Genomic DNA, 25,407 nt, shown 5'->3' on the forward strand with positions numbered 1-25,407 from the left:
TCGCCGCGTGCCTCAGCACAGGGCGTCCAGCTTCTCCTTGAGAAGCGCGTTGACCTGCTGCGGGTTGGCGGTGCCGCGGGAGGCCTTCATCACCTGACCGACGAAGTAGCCGATCATCTTGCCGCGTTTCTCGGGTTCGGCGTCGCGGTACTGGGCCACCTGGGCGGGGCTGTCCGCGATCACCTGGTCGATCATCGCCTCGATGGCGCCGGTGTCGGTGACCTGCTTGAGCCCCTTGGCCTCGATCACCTCGTCGGCGCTCTCGCCCTGGCCGTTCCACAGCGCCTGGAAGACCTGCTTGGCGGCCTTGCCGTTGATGGTGTCGTCCATCACCCGGGCGATCAGCTCGCCGAGCTGGCGCGCGCTGACCGGGCTGTCGCCGATGGCCAGCCCCTCGCGGTTGAGCGCGCCTGCGAGCTCGCCCTGGACCCAGTTGGCGGCCTGCTTGGCATCGCCGCAGGTGTCCTTGACCACTTCGAAGTACTCGGCCATCTCGCGGCTCGCCGCGAGCACCCCGGCGTCATAGGCGGAGAGGCCGAGCTCGTCCTGGAAGCGGGCGCGCTTGTCGGCGGGCAGCTCCGGCAGGGCCTCGCGCAGGTGATCGACGTAGGCGTCATCGAGCACCACCGGCAACAGGTCGGGGCAGGGGAAGTAGCGGTAGTCGTTGGCCTCCTCCTTGGTGCGCATGCTGCGGGTCTCGTCGCGCTCGGGATCATAGAGGCGCGTCTCCTGGACCACCTCGCCGCCATCCTCGATCAGCTCGATCTGGCGCTCCACCTCGAACTCGATGGCGCGCTCCACGAAGCGGAAGGAGTTGACGTTCTTGATCTCGGCGCGGGTGCCGAAGGTCTCCTGGCCCCTGGGGCGCACCGAGACGTTGACGTCGCAGCGCATCGAGCCCTCGGCCATGTTGCCGTCCGAGATCCCCAGGTAGGTCACGATGGAGTGGATCGCCTTGAGGTAGGCGGCCGCCTCCTTGGCCGAGCGCATGTCCGGCTCGGAGACGATCTCCAGCAGCGGCGTACCGGCACGGTTGAGGTCGATGCCGGTCATGGCGTGGCCCATGCCGTCAGAAAAGGATTCGTGCAGCGACTTGCCGGCGTCCTCCTCGAGGTGGGCATGGTGCACCCGGATGCGCCTGGTGCTGCCGTCCTCCAGGGTGATCTCCACCTCACCGGGGCCGACGATGGGGTGGTACATCTGGCTGGTCTGGTAGCCCTTGGGCAGGTCCGGGTAGAAGTAGTTCTTGCGGTCGAACACTGAGACCTCGGGGATCTCGGCGTGGATCGCCAGGCCGAACTGCACGGCCATGGCCACCGCCTGCTCGTTCAACACCGGCAGCACGCCGGGCAGGCCCAGGTCCACGGCGCAGGCCTGGGTGTTGGGCTCGGCGCCGAAGGCGGTGGAGGCGCCGGAGAAGATCTTGGAGCGGGTGGCGAGCTGGACGTGCACCTCCAGCCCGATCACGGTTTCCCATTGCATCAGGCGGTCTCCTCGGCAAGCTCGGGGCGGCGCAGGTGCCAGTCGGTGGCCTGCTGGAACTGGTGGGCGACGTTGAGCAGGCGCGGCTCGGCGAAGTGGGTGCCGAGTATCTGCAGGCCCACCGGGCGGCCGCCGGCGAAGCCCGCCGGCACGCTGATGCCGGGGATGCCGGCCAGGTTCACGGCGATGGTGTAGATGTCCTGCAGGTACATGGTCACCGGGTCCTTGTTGGCGCCCAGGTCGAAGGCCGGGGTGGGGGAGGCCGGGCCCATCAGCACGTCCACCTCCTCGAAGGCGTCGAGGAAGTCCTGGCGGATCAGCCGGCGCACCTGCTGCGCCTTCTTGTAGTAGGCGTCGAAGAAGCCCTCGGAGAGGGTGTGGGTGCCGATCAGGATGCGCCGCTTGACCTCCTCGCCGAAGCCCTCGGCGCGGGAGCGCTTGTAGAGGTCGTTCAGGTCCGAGGGCGCCTCGCAGCGGTAGCCGAAGCGCACGCCGTCGTAGCGCGACAGGTTGGAGGAGGCTTCCGCCGGGGCGATCACGTAGTAGGCCGGGATGGCGTAGTGGGTGTGGGGCAGGCTCACCTCGCGCACCGTGGCACCCAGCGACTCGTAGACCTTGACCGCCTCGCGCACCGCGGCCTCCACCTCGGGGGCGAGGCCGTCGCCGAAGTACTCCCTGGGCAGGCCGATCTTCAGCCCGGCGAGGGGGGCGGCGAGCTCCTCGGTGTAGTCCGGCACGCCGCGGGCCACGCTGGTGGAGTCCCGGGGGTCGAGGCCGGCGATGGCGTTCATCAGCAGGGCGCAGTCGGCGGCCGAGCGTGCCATGGGGCCGGCCTGGTCGAGGCTCGAGGCGTAGGCGATGATCCCCCAGCGCGAGACCCGGCCGTAGGTGGGCTTGAGGCCGGTGATGCCGCAGAAGGCCGCCGGCTGACGGATCGAGCCGCCGGTGTCGGTACCCATGGCCGCCGGGGCCAGGCCCGCGGCCACGGCGGCGGCGCTGCCGCCGGAGGAGCCGCCCGGCACGGCGCGGGTGTCCCAGGGGTTCTTCACCGCGCCGAAGGCGCTGTTCTCGTTGGAGGAGCCCATGGCGAACTCGTCCAGGTTGAGCTTGCCGAGGCTCACCGTGCCGGCGGCCTTGAGTCGCTCCACCACGGTGGCGTCGTAGGGGGAGACGAAGTCGGCCAGCATCCTCGAGCCGGCGGTGGTCAGCACCCCCTCGGTGCAGAAGAGGTCCTTGATCGCCACCGGGACGCCGGTCAGCGCCCCGGCCTCGCCGCGGGCACGGGCGGCGTCGGCCGCGTCGGCGGCGGCCAGGGCCTGCTCTGCGGTGACGGTGATAAAGCTGTTGAGGGTGCCGTCGAGGCGCTCGATGCGCGCGAGCAGGTGCTCGGTCAGCTCGCGGCTGATGAACTCACCGGCGGCGAGGCCGGCGGCGAGCTCTGTCAGTGTCTTGTCATGCATGGGCCGGAGGCTCCGTGGGCATTGCCGGGACAGGAAGAGGGGCGAGGGTTACTCGACCACCCGCGGGACCAGATAGAGGCCCTGTTCCACCGCGGGGGCGCTGCGCTGGAAGCGGTCGCGCTGGTCGCTCTCGGTGACCTCGTCGGCGCGCAGCCGCTGGGTGGTGTCCAGCGGGTGGGCCAGGGGGGCGACGCCCTCGGTGTCCAGCGCCTGAAGGCGGTCGACCATCTCGAGGATGCGGCCGAGGTCCGCCTGGTAGTGGGCGGCCTCGTCGTCGGTGAGGCCGAGCCGGGCGAGGTGCGCGGCCCGGAGCACGTCAGCGTGTTCTAGCGCCATGAGTCGGGTGTCCTCGATGGAGAAAATCAGGCCCGAGACGGTACCACAATCGCCGCCTTTCGGGCAGTGGCAGTGGCGCCGTCGCGGCCGGTCGTCGAGGCCTCACGCTGCGTCTCGCCTCGCCTGGCGAGGATGCCCCGTGCCGCGGGCGTTTCGCTTGCTGCGGGTGGGGTGCGGTGATACCGTTTGCCTCCGCACAGGGTTCCCGGACTGCACTAGGTAACGACTTCCATGTTCAAACGCTTGAGGGGGCTGTTCTCCAGCGATCTGTCGATCGATCTGGGCACGGCCAATACGCTGATCTACGTCCGCGGCCGCGGTATCGTGCTCGACGAGCCATCGGTCGTGGCCATCCGCCAGTCCGGCAACATGCGCAGCGTGGCGGCCGTGGGCTCCGACGCCAAGCGCATGCTGGGCCGCACCCCCGGCAACATCACCGCCATCCGTCCGATGAAGGATGGGGTGATCGCCGACTTCACCGTCACCGAGCAGATGCTCCAGCACTTCATCCGCAAGGTCCACCAGAGCACCTTCCTGACGCCAAGCCCCCGGGTGCTGGTGTGCGTGCCCTGCATGTCGACCCAGGTGGAGCGGCGCGCCATCAAGGAGTCCGCCGAGGGGGCCGGTGCCCGCGAGGTGTTCCTGATCGAGGAGCCCATGGCCGCTGCCATCGGCGCCGGCCTGCCGGTGGAGGAGGCCCAGGGCTCCATGGTCGTCGACATCGGTGGCGGCACCAGCGAGATCGCCATCATCTCGCTCAACGGCATCGTCTACTCCGAGTCGATCCGCGTCGGCGGCGACCGCTTCGACGAGGCGATCATCGGCTACGTGCGCCGCCACTACGGCAGCCTGATCGGCGAAGCCACCGCCGAGCGCATCAAGGAGGAGATCGGCTGCGCCTATCCCGGTGGCGAGCTGCGCGAGATCGACGTGCGCGGCCGCAACCTGGCCGAGGGTATCCCGCGCAGCTTCACCCTCAATTCCCACGAGATCCTCGACGCCCTGCAGGAGACCCTGGCCTCCATCGTCGCGGCGGTGAAGAACGCCTTGGAGCAGTCGCCCCCCGAGCTCGCCTCCGACATCGCCGAGCGTGGCCTGGTGCTCACCGGCGGCGGCGCGTTGCTGCGCGACCTGGACAAGCTGATTGCCGAGGAGACCGGCCTGCCGGTGATCGTCGCCGAGGATCCGCTGACCTGCGTGGCCCGCGGCGGCGGCAAGGCCCTGGAGATGATCGACCAGCACACCTTCGAGCTGCTCTCCAGCGACTGACCCGGGAGGACGCGTCATCAAGCCGCTGTTCTCGCATGGACCGCTGCCCGTCTACCGCCTGCTGGTGTGCGGTGCGCTGGCGGTGGGCTTGATGGTCGCCGACCTGCGCCTGACCCGGATGGAGGAGGTGCGTGCCCAGCTCTCCACGCTGGTGGCGCCCATCCAGTGGGTGGTCAGCCTGCCCAGTGACGTGCTCAGCTGGAGCACCCTGGCGCTCTCCGACCAGCGGGCGCTGGTGGAGGAGAACCAGCGCCTGCGCGAGCAGATCCTCACCCTCTCCCATCGCGTACAGCGCATGGCCGACCTCACCGCCGAGAACGTGCGCCTGCGCGAGCTGCTCGCCGCCGCCCGCCAGCAGGAGGTGCCCTTCATCACCGCCGAGCTGCTCTCCCTGGACCCTGACCCCTTCGCTCACCAGATGGTGGTGGACCGCGGCCGGCGCGACGGCGTGCGCGTGGGCCAGCCGGTGATGGACGCCGCCGGCCTGGTGGGCCAGGTCACCTCGGTGTCGGCCTACTCCAGTCGGGTGCTGATGGTGGCCGACGCCAGCCATGCGCTGCCGGTGCGCGTCAACCGCAACGGCCTGCGCTTCATCCTCCAGGGCGGCGGGCGCTACGACCGCCTGAACGTGCTGCACGTCCCCGATACCGCCGACATCCGCCAGGGCGACCTGCTGGTCACCTCGGGCCTGGCCGGGCGCTTCCCGCCGGGCTACCCAGTGGCGCGGGTGGGCGAGGTGGTGCATGACCCCGGCGAGCCCTTCGCCCGGGTCACCGCCGAGCCGGTGGCGCAGCTGCAGCGCTCGCGCCACTTCCTGCTGCTGTTCCCGCCCGAGCGTCGTCCCCTCGAGGCCTGGGAGGGCGAGCTCAGTGCCGTCGCCATCGAGGCCGCGCGGGCGGTGGCGGGCGTCGACGACGAGGAGGCGCGCTGATGGCTCCCCCCTCCGCCGCCAACCTGGCGCTGCCCTGGATCTGGCTCTCGCTCTTGCTGGCGCTCTGCCTGCAGGTGATGCCCTTGGCCGAGGGCTGGCAGCTCTGGCGCCCCGACTGGCTGGGGTTGATGCTGGTCTACTGGTGCATGAAGACCCCCTATCGGGTGGGGGTCTTCCATGGCTTCGTGCTGGGATTGCTGCTCGACCTGATCGAGGGCGCCGTGCTCGGCCACAACGCCCTGCTGCTGTCGCTGCTGGCCTTCCTCTCCGCGCTGGTCTATCCACGCTTCCGCGCCTACTCGCTGGTGCAGCAGGCGCTGATGGTGCTGGTGCTGCTGGGCAGCGTGCAGCTCGCCGACCAGTGGCTGCGCACCCTGGTGGGCAGCTTCTCCATCCACCTCGCCTTCCTGACGCCGTCGCTGATCGGCGCGCTGCTCTGGCCCTGGTTCGCCACCCTGTTCAACCTGCTGGGGCGGCGCCTGGCCCGCGACTGACGGAGCCCTCCCATGCCCACTGCCTCTCCCATGCCCACGGCCCCGCCCGTGCTCTGTCTCGCCTCCGCCTCGCCCAGGCGTTGCGAGCTGCTGGCCTCCATCGGCGTCCCGGTGACGGTGCGCCCGGTCGACATCGACGAGACCCCGCACCACGGCGAGGCCGCCGAGGCCTATGTGATCCGCCTGGCCCGGGAGAAGGCCCGGGCGGGGGCAGGGCATGGCGAGCTGCCGACCCTGGGCTCCGACACCGCGGTGGTGCGCGACGGCGAGATCCTCGGCAAGCCCGAGGATGCCGCGCATGCCGCCGCCATGCTGCGTTCGCTCTCCGGCCGTGAGCACCGGGTGCTCACCGCGGTGGCGGTGAGCGGCCCCGCCGGGCTGCTCGATGCCTGCGTGACCACCCGGGTGGCGATGCGCGAGATCTCGGATGCCGAGATCGCCGCCTACTGGGCGAGCGGCGAGCCCGCCGACAAGGCCGGCGGCTACGCCATCCAGGGGCTGGCCGCGGTGTTTGTCGAGCGCATCGCCGGCAGCCACTCGGCGGTGGTGGGGCTGCCGCTCTTCGAGACCGCCGCGCTGCTGCGCCGCCAGGGCGTGCCGCTCTGGGACGGCGCCCTCGCCTGAGGGCCTCTTCTCGGGTGACGCGCCGGCCAGGCCGCCGGCGAGCCGGCGGCTCGCGTGGCGCGTCTCAACGCCTGGGGCGCGGGGCTCTATGTCATAATGGCCGCAAAGCAATCTGGACAAGGATTTCCGCATGAGCGGCGAAGTACTGATCAACCTGACGCCGATGGAGACCCGTGTCGCCGTGGTGGAGAATGGCGTGCTGCAGGAGGCCTTCATCGAGCGCAGCCGGCGGCGCGGCATCGTCGGCAACATCTACAAGGGGCGCGTGGTGCGGGTGCTGCCGGGCATGCAGGCGGCCTTCGTGGATATCGGCCTCGACCGGGCCGCCTTCATCCACGCCCACGAGGTGATGCCCCCCGGCACCCCGGCCGATGAGCAGCTCTCCATCGGCCACCTGCTCCACGAGGGCCAGGCGCTGGTGGTGCAGGTCACCAAGGACCCCATCGGCTCCAAGGGGGCGCGGCTCACCACCCACCTCTCGGTGCCCTCGCGCTACCTGGTCTACATGCCCGATGCCCCCCACCACGGCGTCTCCCAGCGCATCGAGGACGAGCGCGAGCGCGAGCGGCTGCGGGCCCTGATCGAGGAGGCCCAGACCCAGCAGACCCTGGAGGTGACCGGCGGCTTCATCGTGCGCACCGCCGCCGAGGGGGTGGGGGTCGAGGAGCTCGCCGCCGATATGCACTTCCTGCTGCGGCTGTGGCGCAAGGTAAGCGAGCGCAAGGTCACCGCGCCGGCGCCCAGCGTCATCTACGACGACCTGCCGCTGTTCATGCGCATCCTGCGCGACGTGATGCGCCACGAGATCGAGAAGGTGCGCATCGACTCCCGGGAGAACTACGTCAAGCTGATCGAGTTCGCCGAGGAGTTCATGCCCGACGCCGTGGAGCGCATCGAGCACTACGCCGGCGAGCGGCCGATCTTCGACCTCTACAGCGTCGAGGACGAGATCCACAAGGCGCTGGGGCGCAAGGTGCAGCTCAAGTCCGGCGGCTACCTGGTGATCGACCCCACCGAGGCGATGACCACCATCGACGTCAACACCGGCGGCTACGTGGGGCACCGCAATCTCGAGGAGACCATCTTCAAGACCAACCTCGAGGCCGCCACCGCCATCGCCCGCCAGCTGCGCCTGCGCAACCTTGGCGGCATCATCATCATCGACTTCATCGACATGGAGGACACCGAGCACCAGCGCCAGGTGCTGCGCATGCTCGAGAAGTCGCTGGAGCGCGACCACGCCAAGACCAAGTGTACCGGGGTCACCGAGCTGGGCCTGGTGCAGCTGACCCGCAAGCGTACCCGGGAGAGCCTCGAGCAGACCCTCTGCGAGGCGTGCCCCACCTGCGCGGGGCGTGGCACCCTCAAGACCCCCGAGACCGTCTGCTACGAGATCTTCCGCGAGATCCTGCGCGAGGAGCGCGCCTACAGCGCCGAGACCTACATGGTGCTGGCCGCCCAGGCGGTGGTGGACCGCCTGCTCGACGAGGAGTCGGCGGCGGTGGCCGACCTGGAGGAGTTCATCGGCAAGCCGATCCGCTTCCAGGTCGAGACCCACTACTCCCAGGAGCAGTACGACATCGTGCTGATGTGAGCCCATGGCCGCGCTTCGCCCGCTGATCCGCTGGACCCTGACCCTGCTGGCCCTGCTGCTGGCGGCGCTGGCGCTGCTGACGCTGGCGGCGCGCCTGGCGCTGGGCATGGTGGATGGGCTGACGCCGCGGCTCGAGGCGCTGCTCTCGGCGCGCTTCGGCGCCGAGGTCAGCCTCGCCGGGCTGGAGGGGGGGCTCTCGCGCCTCGACCCCCACCTCGCCGTGGAGGGGCTCGACCTGCGCACCCGCGCCGGGGACCGGCCGTTGCTCGAGGTCGAGGCCGGCCACCTGCGCCTGGACACCTGGCGAAGCCTGCGCGAGGGGTTGCCGGTGGTGGAGGACGCCCGCCTCGAGGGGCTGACCCTGCACCTCTACCAGGCCGCCGATGGTGGCTGGCACTGGCCCCCACCCGCCGATCTGCCGCCCGTGCTGCAGCCCGACGAGCCCTTCGACCTGGAGCGCCTCGACTTCTGGGTCGGCGTGCTGCTGCGCCAGCGCGCCTGGGCCGAGGAGGTGCGGGTGGTACTCCACGGCCGCGACCGGGAGGTGGCCTTCGAGGCGCCGCGGCTGCTGATGACCGGGGATGCCCGCCGCGCCCATCTCGAGGGCACCCTGCGCCTGGTCGGCGACCGTGACATCGCCATGCAGGTGGTCCTGGAGGTGCTGCCGGGGCCCCGGGGGCTCGGCGACTTCAACGCCGCCCTGCAGGCCGACATGCGCCTCGATAGCCTGGTGGCGCTGGCCGCGGTGCTGGGGCGCGACCAGCCGCTGCGCCTCGACGAGGCCAGCGGCGAGGCGCGGCTGTGGGGGCGCTGGCATCGCGCCGCCCTGGAGGACGTGCGCCTGGCGCTGGACGTCGAGCGCCTGGCGGTGAGCCATGCCGACTCGGCCGGCGAGCGCCATGAGCTGGCCCTGGAGAGCGTCACCGCCCGTGGCCAGTGGCTGCGCCGCGAGACAGGCTGGGAGGCGTGGCTCGAGGGCGACGCCGAGAGCCGCGACGCCAGCGAGCCGGACGACCTGGCGGGACGCTGGGGGCCGGCGCTGCCCTATCGCTGGCACCTGCGCGGCGACGATGCCGGCTGGTGGCTGACCACCGGCGCCTTCGACCTCGGTTCCCTGGCCGCCTGGCGGGACCGGGTGCCGTTGCCCGAGGCGCTGGGCCGGGCCGTGGAGAGCCTCGACCCGCGCGGGCGGGTGATGGGCTTCGCGCTGGGGCGGCGCGACGGCGAGTGGGAGGCCCGGGCCGCGCTGCGCGGCGTGGCGGTATCCCCCTGGCAGCAGGCCCCGGGAGGTGGTCCCCTGGACATGTGGGTGGAGGCGCGCGGCGGCAACGGCCGGGTGCGCTTCGTCGGCGATGACGCCGCCACGCTGCATTTTCCCGAGGTCTTCGCCGGCCCCATGGCCCTCGAGCGCGCCTCGGGGGAGGTGCACTGGTCCTACGATGGCCCGCGCAGCATGGTCAGCGGCCGCGATCTCGAGGTGGTCTGGAACGGCGCCACGGTGCGCGGCGGCTTCGGCCTCTCCACCGGGCGCGGTGCCCGGGGCGGCTTCGGCCTGACCCTGGCCCTGGAAGAGGTGGACGCCGTGGCGACGCCGCTGGTCGAGTGGCTGCCGGTCAAGATCCTCGGCGACGAGCTGCGCGCCTGGCTCGCCGAGGGCGTGGCCGGCCGGGTCCCCGAGGGCTCGCTGCGCCTGCACGTGCCGCTCTCCGGCGGCAGTGGCGAGCGCCTGGCGCCGAGCTTCGGACTCGACCTGGCGATCCGCGATGGCCGGTTGCCCATCGCCCCGGGCTGGCCGGCCCTCGACGGTGTCGAGGGGCGGTTGCGCCTCGACGACGGCGTGCTCGACGCCGAGGTGACGCGGGCCGAGAGCCTCGGCGTCCAGGCCGGTGAGGGACGTGTGCGCCTGGCCGACGAGCGCCTTCAGGTGGAGGGCGCCGTCGCGGCCGACGCCGAGGCCCTGCGCGACTTCCTGCCGGCGATGCCGGTGGCCGGCATGGAGGCACTCGACGACTGGTGGGCCGAGGGGCGCGCCGAGGGCGACCTGAGCCTTGCGCTACCCCTGGACGACCCGGAGGCCATCGCGCTCACGGTCACCACCCAGGCCGCCTTCCCGCGCCTCGAGTACGCCCCCCTGGGGCTCGCCTTCCGTGACCTCGAGGGGCCCTTGACCTGGCGCCAGCAGGGCGCGGCGGGCGGCCTCGAGGGGCGCCTCGAGGGGCGGGCACTGGGTGGCCCGGTGCGTGCCGAGATCGACACCGCCGCCGGCGGCCTCGACCTTTCCGGACGCGCCGAGATCGCCCCCCTGCTGGCGCTGGGCGATGTCGCCTCGCTGGCGGGGCCGCTCGCGGGGGCCGTCGACTGGCAGGGCCGCCTGGCGATCGCCGAGGCGAGCGTCAGCCTGGGCCTTGCCAGCGACCTCACCGGCCTCGCCATCGACCTGCCGTCGCCCCTGGGCAAGGCAGCCGGCGAGGTTCGCCCCCTGCGACTCGACATGGACCTGACCCGGGGCCGGCTGGAGGGGTGGCTGGGCGAGGCGCTGGCACTGCGCTGGCGGCGGCTCGATGGCACCTCGGGCCAGGGCCAGGTGTGGCTGGGGCGCCCGGCCGGCGGCGACTGGCCGGCCGGCGAGGGCTGGTGGGTGGATGCCTACCTGCCCCGCCTGGCCCCGGCCGAGTGGGCCGCCGCCCTCGGCGGTGGGGTCGCTGGCGGCGGGACGAGTGCCCAGGCGCTGCGCGAGGTGCGCCTTGAGAGCGACTGCCTCTCCCACGAGCAGCGCTGCCTGGGCTCGCTCCAGGCCAGGGCGCGTCCCCAGGCCGGCGGCGGCTGGCGCCTGGGGCTGGAGGGCAGCCTGCTGGCGGGCCAGCTCGACTACCGGCCGGGGCTGGCCGAGCCACTGGACATCGGCCTGACCCGCCTGGCGCTGGACCCCCTGACGCCCGCCACCGCCCGGGCCGGGTCGCTGCTCGACGAGGTCGCCACGCCGCCGGCCCCCGAGCCGCTGCCCGACTGGGTGGCGACGCTGCCCGCCGGGCGGCTGCGCATCGCCGAGATCACCCGCCAGGGGCAGCGCCTGGGGCCCCTCACCGCCCGCTGGCGGGCCACCCCCGAGCGGCTCAGCATCGTGCCGCTGGGGCTGACCCTGGGCCAGGTCAGCGCCCGGGGCGAACTGGTCTGGGAGGCCGCCGGTCCGGAGGCCAGCCTGACCCGGGCGCGGCTCGACCTGGACGGTCGCGACCTGGGGACGGCGCTGGAGCGCCTCGGCCAGCCCCCCGCCATCCGCAGCGCCGAGACCCGGGTCAGGAGCCAGCTGGCCTGGCCCGGCACGCCCTGGCAGTTCGCCCTGGAGCGCTCCCGGGGCAGCGTCGAGGCACAGCTTCGCGACGGGCGCTTCGTCAACCTGGAGTCGGCCCCGGCACGGCTGGTCGGACTGCTCAACCTGGACAACCTGGTACGCCGGCTGCGCCTGGACTTCTCCGACGTGACCGGCCAGGGCACCGCCTTCGACCGTGTCAGCGGCGCGGCGACCCTGTATGGTGGCACCCTGGAGACCCGCGGGCCGGTGGAGGTCGAGGGGCCCGCGACCCGCTTCACCCTGGACGGCAGCGTCGACCTGGCGCGGCGGGAACTCGACATGGGGCTGGGGGTCACGGTACCCATCAGCCGCAACCTGCCGCTGGCCGCGGTGATCGCCGGTGCCCCGGTGGTGGGGGGTGCCCTGTTCATCGCCGATCGCCTGTTCGGCGACGCCATCGACAGCGTGACCCGAATTCATTACCGCGTGCGCGGCCCCTGGACCGCGCCGCAGATCTCAGTGGAAAGCGCCGAATGACCCGACACGCACAGCTAGACGAAGCCGCCGGCATCCTGCTCGCGCCCGGCGGGCTCTCCCTGGAGGACCTGGAGTCCGGCCTGGGCCACGCCCTGGGGCCGGGTATCGACTACGCCGACCTCTACTTCCAGCGCAGCTGGCACGAGGGGTGGGTGCTCGAGGATGGCGAGGTCAAGGAGGCCAGCTACAGCATCGACGGCGGGGTGGGCGTGCGCTCGCTGGCCGGCGAGAAGACCGGCTTCGCCTACTCCAACCAGATCACCGCCGACGCCCTGGCCGAGACCGGGCGCACCGCCGCCGGCATCGTGCGCCACGGCAGCCGCCTGACCGCCGGCGTGCCGGTGGCGGTGGCGCCCGCCGCCCGCTACGCCGGGGTCGACCCGCTCTCCGGGCTCTCCGCCGAGGAGAAGGTCGCCATGCTCAAGGCGGCGGATCGCGCGGCGCGCGCCGCCGACCCCGCGGTGAGCCAGGTCAGCGCCTCGCTCTCCGGGGTCCACGAGGTGGTGCTGGTGCGCGGCAGCGACGGCACCCTGGCGGCGGACATCCGCCCCCTGGTGCGCTTCAACGTCAGCGTGATCGCCGTGCGTGACGGCCGCCGCGAGCGGGGCAGCGCCGGCGGTGGCGGCCGCTACCCCATGTCGCGGCTGCGTGACGAGGGGGTGGCCGAGCGCTATGCGAAGGAGGCAGTACGCCAGGCGCTGGTCAACCTCGAGGCGGTCGACGCCCCGGCCGGCCAGCTGCCGGTGGTGCTGGCGCCGGGCTGGCCCGGCATCCTGCTCCACGAGGCGGTGGGCCACGGCCTGGAGGGCGACTTCAACCGCAAGGGCAGCTCGGCCTTCGCCGGGCGCATGGGCCAGCGCGTCGCCGCCCCCGGGGTGACGGTGGTGGACGACGCCACCCTCGCCGACCGGCGTGGCTCGCTCTCCGTGGACGACGAGGGCACCCCGGGCCAGGCCACCACGCTGATCGAGGACGGCATCCTCACCGGCTACATGCAGGACAAGCTCAACGCCCGGTTGATGGGCATGGCGCCCACCGGCAACGCCCGTCGCGAGTCCTTCGCCCACCTGCCCATGCCGCGCATGACCAACACCCTGATGCTGGCCGGCCAGGACGACCCCACCGACATCATCAGGAGCGTGCGCCGAGGCCTCTTCGCGGTGAGCTTCGGCGGTGGCCAGGTGGACATCACCTCGGGCAAGTTCGTGTTCTCGGCCAGCGAGGCCTACCTGATCGAGGACGGGCGGATCACCGCGCCGGTGAAGGGCGCAACCCTGATCGGCAACGGCCCCGAGGCGATGGGGCGGGTGTCGATGATCGGCCACGACATGGAACTCGATACCGGCATCGGCGTCTGCGGCAAGGAGGGGCAAGGCGTGCCGGTGGGCGTCGGCCAGCCGACGCTCAAACTGGACGAGCTGACCGTCGGCGGCACGGCCTCGTGAAGGAACGTGCCTGCGCTCGCCCATACGGCGTTGGCGTTCGGCTCGCCATGCTCATTTAGGGCCCCTAAACTCCGCTGTCTCGCCGAGCGCCGCCTTGTCTGGCCTTCGCTCGGCGACGTTCCGCGAGGGAGGAGGTCTACAGCCCCGCGGTATCGCGGATCAGCCTGAACAGCTTGCGGGCGCTGGCCGGGGGCTTGTGGTGATCACGCTCGCGGCGGGCATTGCGGATCAGCTGGCGCAGCGCCTGGCGGTCGGCGTCGGGATAGTCGGCGACGAAGGCCTCGACGGCGGGGTCGCCCTCCTCGACGAGGCGGTCACGCCAGCGCTCCAGGCGATGGAAGGCGTGGTCGCGGCGGAGCTTCTCCTGCTCGATCTCGTCGTGGACGGCGCGGATCGCCGCCAGGTCCTCGCGGCGCATCAGCTTGCCGACGTACTGCATGTGGCGCCGGCGCCCCTCGTGGGAGCGGATGCGTGCGGTCTCCTCGACGGCGGCCAGCATGTCGTCGGAGAGCGGGAAGCGGGCCCGCTCGGCGGGGGTCATGGCGATGATCTGCTCGCCCAGCGTCTGCAGCGCATGCATCTCGCGCTTGAGCTGGGACTTGCTGGGACGCTCGTCGTCGTCCGCCTGGGCCAGGAGCTGGTCGAGCAGCTCGCGGGGAGATTCCTGGGACATGCCGCTTCCATCGGTTGGGGCTGGGATGTCCCGCAGTATACCAGCCCGCCCACCGGGGCCGGGAACCAAGATCGCGGGCGCCGCCTGGCGCCCGGCAAAGGAGGAACGAGATGACACAGGCGTTCGATGCCGAAGCCCAGCAGGCGCTGCTGGAGAGCCGGGCCCGGCAGGCCGTGGAGCTGGCCGGGAAACTGGGTGCCGATGCCTGCGAGGTGGGCGCCAGCGTCGACCAGGGGGTCGGGGTCAGCGTCCGCGAGGGCGAGGTGGAGACCGTGGAGCTCTCCCGGGATCAGGGCATCGCGGTGACCGTCTACGTGGGGCGCCGCAAGGGCAGCGCCTCCTCCAGTGACGCCGGCGAGGCCTCGATCCGCTCGGTGGTGGAGAAGGCCATCGCCATCGCCCGCTACACCGGCGAGGATCCCGCCGCGGGGCTCGCCGATGCCGAGCTCATGGCCACCCGGCTGCCGGACCTCGAGGTCCACCACCCCTGGCCGCTCTCCACCGAGGAGGCGATCGCGCTGGCCCAGGCCTGCGAGGCCGCCGGGCGCGCCCGGCCGGGCATCAAGAGCTCCGACGGCGCCTCGCTCTCCAGCGGCGAGGGGGTTCGGGTCTACGCCAACAGCCACGGCTTCCTGGGCAGCCAGCGCGGCAGCCGCCACTCGCTCTCCTGCATGCTGATCGCCGAGGACGCCGCTGGCATGCAGCGCGACTACGACTTCACCACCGCCCGCGACCCCCGGCAGCTGCTCGCCCCCGAACGGGTCGGCGAGAGCGCCGCCGAGCGCACCCTGCGTCGCCTGGGCGCCCGTCGTCCGGCCACCGGGCGCCTGCCGGTGCTCTTCGACCCCAACCTCGCCGCCGGGCTGGTGGGCTCGCTGATGGGCGGCATCGCCGGCGGGGCGCTCTTCCGCCAGGCCTCCTTCCTCTGTGACCGCCTGGGCGATGCGCTCTTCCCCGAGTGGTTCGGCCTCAGCGAGCGCCCCATGGAGGTCGGCGCCATGGCCAGCTCCCCCTTCGACAACGACGGCGTGCAGACCCGCGACAACGTCTTCATCGACCAGGGGCGTCTGGCCAGCTATATGCTCTCCGCTTACAGCGCCCGGCGGCTCGGCATGCAGACCACCGCCAACGCCGGCGGGGCGCGCAACCTGCGCATCGACGCCCCGCTCACGCCGCGCGACGAGCTCTTGTCGCGCATGGGCCGCGGGGTGGTGGTGACCGAGCTGATGGGGCAGGGGGTCAACGCCGTGACCGGGGACTACTCCCGCGGCGCCGCCGGCTTCTGGGTGGAGGACGGCGAGATCCAGTACCCGGTGGAGGAGTTCACCATCGCCGGTAACCTGGAGGCGATGTTCCGGGGCCTCGCCGGCATCGGCAGCGACACCGACACCCGCGGCAGCATCCATACCGGCAGCTGGCTGATCGACGAGATGACCGTCGCCGGGAGCTAGGCTTCCTCGTCGAAGTTGGCCGCGAACAGCGCCTCCACGGCGTCCAGCGCCGCCTCGGCGTCCTCGCCCTCGGCGCTTACCGTGAGCGTGGTGCCGCAGGGGGCGGCCAGCATCAACAGCGACATGATGTTGTCGGCATCGCCCGCCAGGGCGCCGTTGGCCACGCTGACGCGGGCGGTGAAGGGCTGGCAGCACTGTACCAGCCGCGTGGCGGCGCGGGCGTGCAGCCCGCGCTTGTTGGTGAGGGTCAGCTGGCGTTGAGGCACGCTTATCGTCCTTGATCGGCGGGGGCGGCGAGGGTGTCCTGCAGGCCCAGTTCGCGGTGGCGCAGCCTGACATGGGGATGGGCCGCCGCCAGTCGCCTGGCCAGGCGTTCGGCGAGGTAGACCGAGCGGTGCTGGCCGCCGGTACAGCCGATGGCCACGGTCAGGTAGCTGCGATGGCTGGCGCGGTAGGCGGGTAGCCAGCGCGCCAGCCAGGCCTCGATGTCGTCGAGCATCTCGGCCACCATCGGGTAGCCCTCGAGGAAGGTCACGATCGCCTCGTCGCGGCCGTTGTAGGGACGCAGGCGAGGGTCCCAGTAGGGGTTGGGCAGGCAGCGCGCGTCGAACACCAGGTCGGCGTCCAGCGGTACCCCGCGCTTGAAGCCGAAGGACTCCACGGTGAGGGTCAGCTGCTCGGGGCGGTGGCCGGCGACCTGGTCGCCGATGCGCCCGCGCAGCTCGTGCACCGTGAGGCGCGAGGTGTCGATCACCAGGTCGGCCAGGTCACGGATCTCCGCCAGCGCGCGCTCCTCGGAGTCGATCGCCTCGGCGAGGGTCATCTCGCTGCCCCGGGTCAGCGGGTGGCGGCGGCGGGTGGCGGAGTAGCGCTCGATCAGGATGCGAGCATCGGTGGTCAGGTAGATCACCTGGCAGTCGATGCCGCGTCCGCGCACCTCCGCGAGCAGGCTGGGGAAGCGCTGGAGCGCCTGGGGCAGGTTGCGGGCATCGATGCTCACCGCGATGGAGGAGCGCGGCGAGGCAGGGTCCCCCAGCTCGTCCACCAGCGAGCCCAGCAGCATCGCCGGCAGGTTGTCGATGGCGTAGTAGCCGAGGTCCTCCAGGGCCTGCAGCGCGATCGACTTCCCCGAACCGGAACGGCCGCTGATGATCACGAGCTGCATGGGGGTCTCCTGGTCGGGGGGGCCTCAGCCCTGTCGTCGGATCGCCTCGATCAGGCGCTCGTGGAGGTCGCGCTGGCTCTGGCTGCCGCGAAGCCGTGAGCGGGTCTCGGCATCGTTCATGATGCCGGCGACCTCGGCCAGCAGCGCCAGGTGGGCGGCGTCGGCCTCCTCGGGCACCAGCAGCACGAACACTAGGTCCACCGGTTCGCCGTCGATGGCGTCGAAGTCCACCGGCTCGGCGAGCCTGAGGAAGGCGGCGACGGGCCTCTTGCAGTGGGGGCTTCTGGCATGCGGGATCGCCACGCCGTTGCCGATCCCCGTGCTGCCCAGGCGTTCACGGGCGATCAGGCGCGCGAAGACCTCCTGGCTGTCGAGGCTGGGAGTGTTCTGGGCGATGAAGGTGCTGAAGAACTCAAGCACCCGTTTCTTGCTCCCCCCGGGCACATCGAACAGGGTGCGCTCGGGGGGCAGGATGGCGTCCAGTGACATCGTGGGTTCAGCGGGCGCCGGCGCCCTGGGCGCGGGCCTGGGCCTTCTCCTTGTGCTTCACCAGCTGACGGTCCAGCTTGTCGGCCAGGGCGTCGATGGCGGCATACATGTCATTCTCCTGCGCCTCGGCGTGCAGGTCGGCACCGGCGGCATGCAGGGTGCAGGCGGCGGACTGGCGCTCCTTCTCCACGGACAGGGTCACCTGCACGGTGGTGATGTTGTCGTAGTGGCGCTCCACGCGAGTCAGCTTCTCGTTCACATAGTCACGCAGGGCATCGGTCAGTTCCACATGATGGCCGGTGATATTGACTTGCATGACACGCTCCTTGCTCGTTGGTTGTGATTCGATTGTAACCCTTTTTCCTGCCTTGCATACCCCCCGCGCCAGGCGCGTGGGACGGCGCCTTGACGCGGGTCAGCGGAGCCGCTTGCGCTCGCTGGAGGAGGGGATGCCCATCGCCTCGCGGTACTTGGCTACGGTGCGGCGTGCCACCTTGATGCCGGCCTCGTCCAGCAGGGCGACCAGCTTGCTGTCGGAGAGCGGCTTGCGCGGCGGCTCCTCCTGGATCAGCTTGCGGAGGCGGGCACGGATGGCGGTGCTGGAGTGGGCGTCGCCGTCCCCCTCGCCACCCACCTGGCTGGAGAAGAAGTACTTGAGCTCGAAGACCCCGCGAGGGGTATGGATGAACTTCTGGGTGGTGACCCGGGAGATGGTCGACTCGTGCATCTCCACCGCCTCGGCGATGTCGGCCAGGATCAGCGGCTTCATCGCCTCCTCGCCCTGCTCCAGGAAGTCGAGCTGGCGTGCCAGGATCTCACGCCCGACCCGCAGCAGGGTGTCGTTGCGGCTGGCCAGGCTCTTCATCAGCCAGCGCGCCTCCTGCAGGTGGTCCTTGAGGAAGCGGTTGTCGTCGCTGGTGTCGGCGCGACGGATCAGCGCCGCGTAGTCGGGCTGGATGCGCAGCCGCGGCAGCGCCTCGGGGTTGAGCTCGACCCGCCAGCCATGACGGTCGTGGTAGGCGACCAGGTCGGGAACCACGTAGTCGTCGGTGACCCCGGCGAAGGCGCTGCCGGGGCGTGGGTCCAGGGCGCGCACCAGGGCGATGGTGGCTTCCAGGGCGGCGTCGTCGAGCCCCAGGCGGCGCTTGAGCAGGCGGCGGTCGTCGCCGGCCAGCGCCTCCAGGAACTGGCGCACCAGGCGCCGCGCCTGGGGCAGGCAGGGGGTGTCGTCGGGGAGGGCGGCGAGCTGCAGCGCCAGACACTCGCGCAGGTCCCGGGCGAAGACCCCGGTGGGTTCGAACTGCTGCAGGCGCAGCAGCACCGCCTCCACCTCGCGGCTGCGCAGCCCGGCCAGCCCCTGCGCCCTGAGCCCCTCGCACAGCTCGTCGAGGGGACTGGACAGGTAGCCGGCGTCGTCCACGGCATCGATCAGGCTCTCGGCGATCTGGCGCTCGCGCGGGGCCAGGTCGCTCATCGCCAGCTGCCAGGCGAGGTGGCCGCGCAGGCTCTGGCCCTCGGCCTGGCGTTCGAAGTCGGGCCCCTCGCCGCCCGCCGGGGCGGCTAGGTCCGTGTAGGTGTCGGACCACTCGCTGTCGGTGCTCAGCTCCGCGGGGATCTCGCTTGCCCACTCCTCCTCGGGCGTTTCCACGCTGGCCTGCTCGCCGAACTCCTCGTCGAGCTCCAGCAGGGGGTTGGACTCCATCGCCTGCTGGATCTCCTGGCGCAGGTCCAGGGTGGAGAGCTGCAGCAGGGCGATGGCCTGCTGCAGCTGGGGCGTCATGGTCAGCTGGGTGCCGACCCGCAGCTGCAGGGAAGCCTTCATGGCCATGGGAGGCGTCCTCCTGGCGTGTCGGAAAGCCTCACCCTAGCGCCTGGCGACGACGCGCGCAAGCGTGGCTAAAGCAACTTCCGTGCCAGACGCGCGAGGCGTGCCACAAGCGAATAACGATATGGTGGTCAGCGGCTTGGCGCGCATGTCCGCTTCAGAGCCGGAAGTCCTGCCCCAGGTAGACCTCGCGAACCCGCTGGTTGGCGAGGATCGCCGCGGCGTCCCCCTCGGCGATGATCTTGCCGTCGCCGACGATGTAGGCGGTGTCGCAGATGTCGAGGGTCTCGCGGACGTTGTGGTCGGTAATCAGCACCCCGATGCCGCGGGCCTTAAGCTGGCGGATGATCCCCTTGATCTCGCCCACCGAGATGGGGTCGACCCCGGCGAAGGGCTCGTCGAGCAGGATGAAGGCGGGTTCGGTCGCCAGGGCGCGGGCGATCTCGACCCGCCGGCGCTCGCCGCCGGAGAGGCTCATGCCGAGGTTGTCGCGGATGTGGTTGACGTGGAACTCCTCGAGGAGCTCCTCCAGGCGGGCGTGGCGGGCGGCGCGGTCAAGGTCGCGGCGGGTCTCGAGGATCGCCAGGATGTTGTCGGCCACCGACAGCTTGCGGAAGATCGAGGCCTCCTGGGGCAGGTAGCCGATGCCGGCCCGGGCGCGCTCGTGCATGGCCGCGCGGGAGAGGTCCTGGTCGTCGATGGCCACCGTCCCGGCGTCGGCGCGCACCAGGCCGACGATCATGTAGAAGGAGGTGGTCTTGCCGGCGCCGTTGGGGCCCAGCAGGCCGACGATGCTGCCCTGGCGGATCGACAGGCCGATGTCCTGGACCACGCGGCGGCGCTTGTAGCTCTTGGCGAGGTGGCGGGCGTGAAGGGTCTTCATGGACTCCCTTACTGCTGTTCCGGCTGGAGCGTCATGCGGATGCGCTGGCTGCCCTCGACGCCCTCGGCATCGGCACGCGCCTGGACCACGCGGCGGTCGAGGAAGTACTCGAGGTAGCCGCCCTGGAAGATGTCGCCGCCCTGGTGCAGCTCGGCGCGGTCGATCAGCTCCACGCGGCGCTCGGCGACATGGTAGACCACCGTGCGCCCCCAGCCCTTGACCACCGGCTCGGCGGGGTCAGGCTGCTGCTCCAGGTAGGCCCGCTCGCCGGTGGCGGTAGCCAGGGAGAGTTCGCCGGCGTCGTTGCGGCGGATCTCCACGCGATCGCCGGTGAGGCGCATGCTGCCCTGGCGGATGTCCACGTTGCCGGTGTAGACGGCGGTGCCGGCGCGGTCGTCGAGGTCCAGGCGGTCCGCCTCCACCAGGATGGGGGCCTCGGCATCGCCCTGGGCCTGGACGACCGGGACGGCGCCGAAAGTGAGCAGCAGGGCGCAGGCGAGGGGGGCTAGGGACGGTCGCTTCATCACGGGGACTCCTCGGCGGTCTCGGGCGGGTGGTGGCCGCGCACATTGTCGGTCAGCCGGGCGCGGTTGTCATCGAGCCAGGCGTCGAAGCGTTCGCCGCTCATGCGCTGGGGGGGCTGGCGCAGCGTGGCCGGGGTGGTGCTCCAGGCGTGGCCGGTGTCGGCATCGTAGTGCAGGGTCTCGGTGGTCAGCACCCAGCGCTCCGCGGGGGCCTCGAGGCGGGCGTCGCCGTCGAGGCGCAGCGGGTTGCCGCCGGGGCCGAGCTCGCCGTGCTCGGCCTCGGCCAGCCACAGGCGACCCTCGCGATCGACCAGGCGCGAGCGGGGCGCGTCCAGCCGGGTGACGTCGTCCTCGGGGGTGTGCACCAGGCGCGGGGTGGTGACGCGCTGGTGGGGCCGGCCCTGGGCGTCGAAGCGGGTGAGCCGGGCGTTCTCGAGGTAGAAGTCCGGCTCGCCGGCGGCATCCCGGGGCACCCGACCGCCGGAACCGGGCCCGCGCAGGTCGAGCAGCGCCAGGCCGCCGCCCAGCGCCAGCAGCAGCAGCACCAGGCCGGTGCGAAAGCCCGGGCGCGGCAGGGCCATGGGCTCAGCCGGCCCCGTGGAGGTAGGTGTCGAGGACCGCGTCCCAGTGGCCCTGGGCGCGCAGCAGGGTGTCGGCGATCTCGCGGGCCGCGCCGTGGCCGCCGGCGCGCTCGGTGACCCAGTCGGCATGGCGCTGGATGTAGTCGGGGGCGTTGGGCACGCTGATGCCCACCCCGGCGCGGCGGATGGCGCCGACGTCGGGCATGTCATCGCCGCAGTAGGCGACCTGGTCGAACTCCAGCCCCAGCCGGCCGACCAGCTCGCGCAGCACCGGCAGCTTCCGCTCGACGCCCTGGAAGACGTGCTGGATGCCCAGCGCCGCGGCGCGGCGGCTGACGGTGGGGGAGTCGCGGCCGGTGATCAGCGCGACCTGGAGGCCGGCGCGCTTGAGCAGCTTGAGGCCGTGGCCGTCCTGGACGCTGAAGGCCTTGATCTCGATGTCGTCGGCCTGGAAGTAGAGCTGGCCGTCGGTGAGTACGCCGTCGACGTCCAGCGCCAGCAGGCGGATGCGGCGCAGGCGGTCGGTGAGCTCGGGGTCCTGCAGGGGCGAGGTGAGGGGCATGTCGGGCTCCGTGGGGTGGGTTCGGGTCACGCCGGGCGTCAGATCACGCCGCTGGCGAGCAGGTCGTGCATGTGCAGGGCGCCCACCGGGCGACCTGCCTCGTCGACCACGGCCAGGGCGGAGATGCGGTGGTCCTCCATCAGGCGCACCGCCTCGGCGGCCAGGGTCTCCGGCGACACGCGCTTGCCGGGGCGGGTCATCACCGCGTCCACGCTCAGGCCGGAGAGGTCGCTGTGCTGGTCGAGGGTGCGGCGCAGGTCGCCGTCGGTGTAGACGCCGGCGAGGGTGCCGTCGGGCGCCACCACGCAGGTGAAGCCCAGCCCCTGGCGGGTGATCTCCAGCAGGGCGTCGCGCAGCGGGCTGCCCAGCGGCACCCAGGGTAGCCGCTCGCCCGAGTGCATCAGGTCGCCGACGCGCAGCAGCAGCCGCTTGCCCAGGCTGCCGCCGGGGTGGGAGAGGGCGAAGTCCTCGGCGGTGAAGCCGCGCGACTCCAGCAGTGCCACCGCCAGGGCATCGCCCAGCGCCAGCGCGGCGGTGGTGGAGGCGGTGGGGGCCAGGTCCAGCGGACAGGCCTCGCGCGCCACCCCGGCATCCAGGTGCACCTCGGCATGGTGGGCCAGGGTCGAGGTGGGGCGGCCGGTCATGCTGATCAGCGGCACCTTCATGCGCTTGAGCAGCGGCAGCAGGGCGGTCACCTCGGCGGTCTCGCCGGAGTTGGAGAGCGCCAGCACCACGTCGCCCGGGGTGATCATGCCGAGGTCGCCGTGGCTCGCCTCGCCGGGGTGGACGAAGAAGGCCGGGGTGCCGGTGCTGGCCAGGGTGGCGGCGATCTTGCCGGCGACATGGCCGGACTTGCCCATGCCGGTGACCACCACGCGACCCTGGCAGGCCAGGATCAGCTCGCAGGCGCGGTCGAAGCCAGCGTCGAGGCGCTCGACGAGGGCGGCGATGGCCTGCTGCTCGAGACGCAGGGTGCGACGGGCGCTGTCGCGCAGGGCCGAGCGGGCCTCGGGGGTATCGGAAGTCATGGCGATGATTGTTGCCTGTTAACGAGGTTCACTCAAGCACCGACGCCGAGGCTGTCGATGCCGAGCCAGGCCAGGTAGGCCACATAGGTGCCGGCCAGCGCCGCGCCGGGCAGGCGCCCCAGGTGGTTGCGGCGATGCCAGAGCAGCAGCGCACCCAGCGCCAGGGTCAGCCCCAGCATCACCGGGTAGTCGCGCTCGCCGGCCGCGGCGTCGGCGACCCCAGGGGCCAGCAGGCCCGGCACCGGCAGCACCGCCAGCAGGTTGAAGAGGTTGGAGCCGATGATGTTGCCGATGGCCAGGTCGTGGTGGCGCTTGAGGGCGCTGGCCACGCAGGCCACCAGTTCCGGCAGGCTGGTGCCGATGGCGACGATGGTCAGGCCGATCACCAGCTCGCTGATCCCGGCGGCGCGGGCCAGCTCGCTGGCGCCCCATACCAGGCCACGGGAGCCGGCCACCATCACCGCCAGGGTGAGGGTCAGCATGCCCAGGGCGCGACCCAGCGGCAGGTCGGGGATCTCGCCGGCCACCTCCTCCTCGGCGTCGGGGGTGTCGGCGCGGAACAGCCACCACAGGCTGAACACCAGCAGGGCGACCAGCAGCAGCGCATCCAGGCGTCCCAGGTGGCCGTTGGCCAGGGCGTAGCCGGCCAGGCCCGTGGCGCCCAGCAGCAGCGGCAGCTCGCGGCGCACGATGGAGAAGCGCACCGGGATCGGCACCACCAGGGCGGTGACCCCCAGCACCAGCCCGATGTTGGCGATGTTGGAGCCTAGGGCGTTACCGGTGGCGAGGTCGGGGATGCCGTCCAGCGAGGCCATCAGCGAGACCACGATCTCGGGGGCCGAGGTGCCCAGGGCGACGATGGTCATGCCTACCAGCATCGTGCTCATGCCGGCACGGCGGGCGGTGGCGGCCGCCGCGCCGACGAAGTGGTCGGCGCTCCACAGCAGGGCCACCAGGCCCAGGGCGACGGCGATCAGCGGCAGCAGCATGGCGAGTCTCGACTCCTCGGTCGGCGGCGGGAAGGGGCGCCATTAAACGCGCTGCCCCGCCGTCATGCAAGCCGGCGAGGGGCCCGGGCTGGCGCCCCCGGGGGCGGTTAGGATACGATGTTCGATAATCTTTCCCTGGGACGATGGATCCGATGAGTGACACTCCCTTCGTGGCGGTGGAGGGGCTGCATTTCGCGCGTGGCGACAGCGTGATCTTCCGCGGCGTCGAGATGACGATCCCGCGGGGCGCCATCACCGCCATCATGGGCCCCAGCGGCACCGGCAAGACCACCCTGCTCAAGCTGATCGGCGGGCAGCTCACCCCGGACGCCGGGCGCGTGCTGATCGACGGCCAGGACGTGCATCGCCAGTCGCGCCGTGCGCTGTTCGCCATGCGCCGGCGCATGGGCATGTTGTTCCAGAGCGGGGCGCTGTTCTCCGACCTGAGCGTGTTCGAGAACGTGGCCTTCCCGCTGCGGGTGCACACCGACCTGCCCGAGGCGATGATCCGTGACCTGGTGCTGATGAAGCTCGAGGCGGTGGGGCTGCGCGGCGCCCGCGCGCTGATGCCGGCGGAGCTCTCCGGCGGCATGGCGCGGCGTGTGGCGCTGGCCCGGGCCATCGCCCTGGACCCCGAGCTGATCCTCTACGACGAGCCCTTCGTCGGCCAGGACCCGATCTCCATGGGCGTGCTGGTGCAGCTGATCAAGCGCCTCAACCAGGCGCTGGGGCTCACCTCCATCGTGGTCTCCCACGACATCAAGGAGACCCTGACCATCGCCGACTACGTCTATGTGATCGCCGACGGCGAGGTGATGGCCCACGGCACCCCGGCGGGGCTCGACGTGGACCAGGACCCGCGGGTCAGCCAGTTCGTCCACGGCGAGCCCGACGGCCCGGTGCCCTTCCACTACCCGGCGACGGACTTCGCCGCCGACATCCTCGACGCGGGAGGGGCACGATGATCCAGCGAATCCGCCGCCTGGGCCGTGCCGGCTGTGATCTGCTGGAGTCGCTGGGGCGCGCCGGCGTCTTTCTGGCCCAGGCCGGGGTAGGGCTGCCGAGCCGCGAGGGATGGCACCTGTGGCTGCGCCAGATGCATTTCGTCGGCGTGCTGTCGCTGGCCATCGTGCTGGTCTCGGGGCTCTTCATCGGCATGGTGCTGGCGCTGCAAGGCTACACCATCCTGGTGGACTTCGGCGCCGAGGAGGCGCTCGGGCAGATGGTGGCGCTGTCGCTGCTGCGCGAACTGGCCCCGGTGGTGGCCGCGCTGCTGTTCGCCGGCCGCGCCGGCTCGGCGCTGACCGCGGAGATCGGCCTGATGAAGGCCACCGAGCAGTTGACCAGCATGGAGATGATCGGCGTGGACCCCCTGCGCCGGGTGGTGGCCCCGCGCCTGTGGGCCGGCTTCGTGGCCCTGCCGCTGCTGACGGTGGGCTTCAGCGTGGTGGGCATCTATGGCGGCTACCTGGTCGGCGTCGACTGGCTGGGCGTCTTCGAGGGCTCCTACTGGAGCAACATGCAGGCCAGCGTCGACTTCCTCGACGATATCGGCAACGGCATGATCAAGAGCCTGGTGTTCGCGCTGGTGGTGACCTGGATCGCGGTGTTCCAGGGCTACGACCTGGTGCCCACCTCGGAGGGCATCTCCCGGGCCACCACCCGTACCGTGGTCTACTCCTCGCTGGCCGTGCTCGGCCTCGATTTCGTGCTCACCGCCGTGATGTTCGGCGGCCTCGCCTGATCGGCGACCCTCTGCCCAGATGTTCGGAG

At 71.8% G+C, this 25,407-nt stretch carries 25 protein-coding genes; 10 read left to right on the plus strand and 15 right to left on the minus strand.

The window, feature by feature from the left end:
• Window positions 1-12 precede the first annotated feature (12 nt).
• Genes gatB through gatC form a run of 3 tightly spaced genes read right to left on the minus strand, consistent with a single transcriptional unit; the run spans window position 13 to window position 3,278 of the window.
• Entirely contained in the window at window positions 13-1,482 is a 1,470-nt protein-coding gene (gene gatB, locus Q673_RS27410; RefSeq protein ID WP_023005901.1) for an Asp-tRNA(Asn)/Glu-tRNA(Gln) amidotransferase subunit GatB, read from the minus strand.
• On the minus strand, window positions 1,482-2,942 hold the full coding sequence (gene gatA / locus Q673_RS27415; protein ID WP_023005902.1) for an Asp-tRNA(Asn)/Glu-tRNA(Gln) amidotransferase subunit GatA: 1,461 nt from the start codon (window positions 2,940-2,942) through the stop codon (window positions 1,482-1,484). Before gatA ends, gatB begins: the two co-directional genes overlap by 1 nt.
• A 48-nt stretch (window positions 2,943-2,990) precedes the next feature.
• Window positions 2,991-3,278, minus strand: a complete 288-nt coding sequence (gene gatC, locus Q673_RS27420; protein ID WP_023005903.1) for an Asp-tRNA(Asn)/Glu-tRNA(Gln) amidotransferase subunit GatC — start codon at window positions 3,276-3,278, stop codon at window positions 2,991-2,993.
• A gap of 231 nt (window positions 3,279-3,509) precedes the next feature.
• Between gatC and Q673_RS27425 the strand changes: the two genes are divergently transcribed.
• The 7 genes from Q673_RS27425 to tldD all read left to right on the plus strand — a co-directional run bounded on the left by Q673_RS27425 (window position 3,510) and on the right by tldD (window position 13,464).
• The gene (locus Q673_RS27425; protein WP_023005904.1) at window positions 3,510-4,547 is read left to right on the plus strand and encodes a rod shape-determining protein; all 1,038 of its coding nucleotides are present in this window, start codon (window positions 3,510-3,512) and stop codon (window positions 4,545-4,547) included.
• Window positions 4,548-4,605: 58 nt separating this feature from the next.
• Window positions 4,606-5,478, plus strand: coding sequence for a rod shape-determining protein MreC (mreC, locus tag Q673_RS27430; RefSeq protein WP_235048506.1), 873 nt, complete (start codon window positions 4,606-4,608; stop codon window positions 5,476-5,478).
• On the plus strand, window positions 5,478-5,972 hold the full coding sequence (gene mreD, locus Q673_RS27435) for a rod shape-determining protein MreD (protein WP_023005906.1): 495 nt from the start codon (window positions 5,478-5,480) through the stop codon (window positions 5,970-5,972). Before mreC ends, mreD begins: the two co-directional genes overlap by 1 nt.
• A gap of 12 nt (window positions 5,973-5,984) precedes the next feature.
• Entirely contained in the window at window positions 5,985-6,596 is a 612-nt protein-coding gene (locus tag Q673_RS27440; protein WP_031218103.1) for a Maf family protein, read from the plus strand.
• Between the two features lie 130 nt (window positions 6,597-6,726).
• Window positions 6,727-8,190, plus strand: coding sequence for a ribonuclease G (rng, locus tag Q673_RS27445; protein WP_023005908.1), 1,464 nt, complete (start codon window positions 6,727-6,729; stop codon window positions 8,188-8,190).
• A gap of 4 nt (window positions 8,191-8,194) precedes the next feature.
• Entirely contained in the window at window positions 8,195-12,019 is a 3,825-nt protein-coding gene (locus Q673_RS27450) for a YhdP family protein (protein WP_023005909.1), read from the plus strand.
• Window positions 12,016-13,464: a metalloprotease TldD gene (gene tldD, locus Q673_RS27455; protein ID WP_023005910.1), complete on the plus strand. Its 1,449-nt coding sequence runs from the start codon at window positions 12,016-12,018 to the stop codon at window positions 13,462-13,464. The genes Q673_RS27450 and tldD overlap by 4 nt, the downstream gene beginning before the upstream one ends.
• Window positions 13,465-13,600: 136 nt before the next feature.
• Here the strand turns inward: tldD and yjgA are convergent, their stop codons facing one another.
• Window positions 13,601-14,137, minus strand: a complete 537-nt coding sequence (gene yjgA, locus Q673_RS27460) for a ribosome biogenesis factor YjgA (RefSeq protein WP_023005911.1) — start codon at window positions 14,135-14,137, stop codon at window positions 13,601-13,603.
• Window positions 14,138-14,247: 110 nt separating this feature from the next.
• Between yjgA and pmbA the strand changes: the two genes are divergently transcribed.
• Window positions 14,248-15,588: a metalloprotease PmbA gene (pmbA, locus tag Q673_RS27465; RefSeq protein WP_023005912.1), complete on the plus strand. Its 1,341-nt coding sequence runs from the start codon at window positions 14,248-14,250 to the stop codon at window positions 15,586-15,588.
• Here pmbA and Q673_RS27470 read toward each other — a convergent pair.
• The 11 genes from Q673_RS27470 to Q673_RS27520 all read right to left on the minus strand — a co-directional run bounded on the left by Q673_RS27470 (window position 15,585) and on the right by Q673_RS27520 (window position 23,634).
• Complete coding sequence (locus tag Q673_RS27470; RefSeq protein ID WP_023005913.1) at window positions 15,585-15,854, minus strand: HPr family phosphocarrier protein; 270 nt, start codon at window positions 15,852-15,854, stop codon at window positions 15,585-15,587. The two genes, pmbA and Q673_RS27470, sit on opposite strands and share 4 nt — an antisense overlap.
• A 2-nt stretch (window positions 15,855-15,856) precedes the next feature.
• Complete coding sequence (rapZ, locus tag Q673_RS27475; RefSeq protein WP_023005914.1) at window positions 15,857-16,753, minus strand: RNase adapter RapZ; 897 nt, start codon at window positions 16,751-16,753, stop codon at window positions 15,857-15,859.
• A 24-nt stretch (window positions 16,754-16,777) separates the two neighbouring features.
• The gene (ptsN, locus tag Q673_RS27480; protein WP_023005915.1) at window positions 16,778-17,242 is read right to left on the minus strand and encodes a PTS IIA-like nitrogen regulatory protein PtsN; all 465 of its coding nucleotides are present in this window, start codon (window positions 17,240-17,242) and stop codon (window positions 16,778-16,780) included.
• 7 nt (window positions 17,243-17,249) lie between these two features.
• Window positions 17,250-17,558, minus strand: a complete 309-nt coding sequence (hpf, locus tag Q673_RS27485) for a ribosome hibernation-promoting factor, HPF/YfiA family (RefSeq protein WP_023005916.1) — start codon at window positions 17,556-17,558, stop codon at window positions 17,250-17,252.
• Between the two features lie 99 nt (window positions 17,559-17,657).
• A complete protein-coding gene (locus tag Q673_RS27490) occupies window positions 17,658-19,070 on the minus strand; it encodes an RNA polymerase factor sigma-54 (RefSeq protein WP_023005917.1) in 1,413 nt (470 codons plus the stop codon).
• A gap of 154 nt (window positions 19,071-19,224) precedes the next feature.
• The gene (gene lptB, locus Q673_RS27495; protein WP_023005918.1) at window positions 19,225-19,950 is read right to left on the minus strand and encodes an LPS export ABC transporter ATP-binding protein; all 726 of its coding nucleotides are present in this window, start codon (window positions 19,948-19,950) and stop codon (window positions 19,225-19,227) included.
• Window positions 19,951-19,958: 8 nt separating this feature from the next.
• Entirely contained in the window at window positions 19,959-20,474 is a 516-nt protein-coding gene (gene lptA, locus Q673_RS27500; protein WP_023005919.1) for a lipopolysaccharide transport periplasmic protein LptA, read from the minus strand.
• Complete coding sequence (gene lptC / locus Q673_RS27505) at window positions 20,474-21,055, minus strand: LPS export ABC transporter periplasmic protein LptC (RefSeq protein WP_023005920.1); 582 nt, start codon at window positions 21,053-21,055, stop codon at window positions 20,474-20,476. Before lptC ends, lptA begins: the two co-directional genes overlap by 1 nt.
• Window positions 21,056-21,059: 4 nt before the next feature.
• Window positions 21,060-21,617 (minus strand): KdsC family phosphatase, encoded by a 558-nt coding sequence (locus Q673_RS27510; RefSeq protein WP_023005921.1) that lies wholly within the window; start codon window positions 21,615-21,617, stop codon window positions 21,060-21,062.
• A gap of 38 nt (window positions 21,618-21,655) precedes the next feature.
• Complete coding sequence (locus Q673_RS27515; RefSeq protein WP_023005922.1) at window positions 21,656-22,645, minus strand: KpsF/GutQ family sugar-phosphate isomerase; 990 nt, start codon at window positions 22,643-22,645, stop codon at window positions 21,656-21,658.
• 32 nt (window positions 22,646-22,677) lie between these two features.
• Entirely contained in the window at window positions 22,678-23,634 is a 957-nt protein-coding gene (locus Q673_RS27520; protein WP_023005923.1) for a calcium/sodium antiporter, read from the minus strand.
• A 152-nt stretch (window positions 23,635-23,786) separates the two neighbouring features.
• Here Q673_RS27520 and Q673_RS27525 point away from each other — a divergent pair, with 152 nt between their 5' ends.
• Window positions 23,787-24,599 carry an ABC transporter ATP-binding protein gene (locus tag Q673_RS27525; protein ID WP_023005924.1) on the plus strand — a complete coding sequence of 271 codons (813 nt, stop codon included), beginning with the start codon at window positions 23,787-23,789 and terminating at the stop codon, window positions 24,597-24,599.
• Entirely contained in the window at window positions 24,596-25,378 is a 783-nt protein-coding gene (gene mlaE, locus Q673_RS27530) for a lipid asymmetry maintenance ABC transporter permease subunit MlaE (protein WP_023005925.1), read from the plus strand. The genes Q673_RS27525 and mlaE overlap by 4 nt, the downstream gene beginning before the upstream one ends.
• The last annotated feature ends 29 nt before the right edge of the window (window positions 25,379-25,407 follow it).

The sequence above is a fragment of the Halomonas sp. PBN3 genome (assembly GCF_000475415.1).
Classification (GTDB): domain Bacteria; phylum Pseudomonadota; class Gammaproteobacteria; order Pseudomonadales; family Halomonadaceae; genus Halomonas; species Halomonas shengliensis.

Coding starts and splice junctions, on each gene's coding strand:
- Q673_RS27425 (WP_023005904.1), top strand. CDS start 3,510: ATGTTCAAACGCTTGAGGGGGCTGTTCTCCAGCGATCTGTCGATCGAT.
- rng (WP_023005908.1), top strand. CDS start 6,727: ATGAGCGGCGAAGTACTGATCAACCTGACGCCGATGGAGACCCGTGTC.
- rapZ (WP_023005914.1), bottom strand. CDS start 16,753: ATGCAGCTCGTGATCATCAGCGGCCGTTCCGGTTCGGGGAAGTCGATC.
- lptB (WP_023005918.1), bottom strand. CDS start 19,950: ATGAAGACCCTTCACGCCCGCCACCTCGCCAAGAGCTACAAGCGCCGC.
- mlaE (WP_023005925.1), top strand. CDS start 24,596: ATGATCCAGCGAATCCGCCGCCTGGGCCGTGCCGGCTGTGATCTGCTG.
- Q673_RS27510 (WP_023005921.1), bottom strand. CDS start 21,617: ATGCCCCTCACCTCGCCCCTGCAGGACCCCGAGCTCACCGACCGCCTG.
- yjgA (WP_023005911.1), bottom strand. CDS start 14,137: ATGTCCCAGGAATCTCCCCGCGAGCTGCTCGACCAGCTCCTGGCCCAG.
- gatB (WP_023005901.1), bottom strand. CDS start 1,482: ATGCAATGGGAAACCGTGATCGGGCTGGAGGTGCACGTCCAGCTCGCC.
- Q673_RS27440 (WP_031218103.1), top strand. CDS start 5,985: ATGCCCACTGCCTCTCCCATGCCCACGGCCCCGCCCGTGCTCTGTCTC.
- lptA (WP_023005919.1), bottom strand. CDS start 20,474: ATGAAGCGACCGTCCCTAGCCCCCCTCGCCTGCGCCCTGCTGCTCACT.
- ptsN (WP_023005915.1), bottom strand. CDS start 17,242: ATGTCACTGGACGCCATCCTGCCCCCCGAGCGCACCCTGTTCGATGTG.
- gatA (WP_023005902.1), bottom strand. CDS start 2,942: ATGCATGACAAGACACTGACAGAGCTCGCCGCCGGCCTCGCCGCCGGT.
- hpf (WP_023005916.1), bottom strand. CDS start 17,558: ATGCAAGTCAATATCACCGGCCATCATGTGGAACTGACCGATGCCCTG.
- Q673_RS27520 (WP_023005923.1), bottom strand. CDS start 23,634: ATGCTGCTGCCGCTGATCGCCGTCGCCCTGGGCCTGGTGGCCCTGCTG.
- tldD (WP_023005910.1), top strand. CDS start 12,016: ATGACCCGACACGCACAGCTAGACGAAGCCGCCGGCATCCTGCTCGCG.
- Q673_RS27515 (WP_023005922.1), bottom strand. CDS start 22,645: ATGACTTCCGATACCCCCGAGGCCCGCTCGGCCCTGCGCGACAGCGCC.
- lptC (WP_023005920.1), bottom strand. CDS start 21,055: ATGGCCCTGCCGCGCCCGGGCTTTCGCACCGGCCTGGTGCTGCTGCTG.
- mreD (WP_023005906.1), top strand. CDS start 5,478: ATGGCTCCCCCCTCCGCCGCCAACCTGGCGCTGCCCTGGATCTGGCTC.
- pmbA (WP_023005912.1), top strand. CDS start 14,248: ATGACACAGGCGTTCGATGCCGAAGCCCAGCAGGCGCTGCTGGAGAGC.
- Q673_RS27450 (WP_023005909.1), top strand. CDS start 8,195: ATGGCCGCGCTTCGCCCGCTGATCCGCTGGACCCTGACCCTGCTGGCC.
- gatC (WP_023005903.1), bottom strand. CDS start 3,278: ATGGCGCTAGAACACGCTGACGTGCTCCGGGCCGCGCACCTCGCCCGG.
- Q673_RS27490 (WP_023005917.1), bottom strand. CDS start 19,070: ATGGCCATGAAGGCTTCCCTGCAGCTGCGGGTCGGCACCCAGCTGACC.
- Q673_RS27525 (WP_023005924.1), top strand. CDS start 23,787: ATGAGTGACACTCCCTTCGTGGCGGTGGAGGGGCTGCATTTCGCGCGT.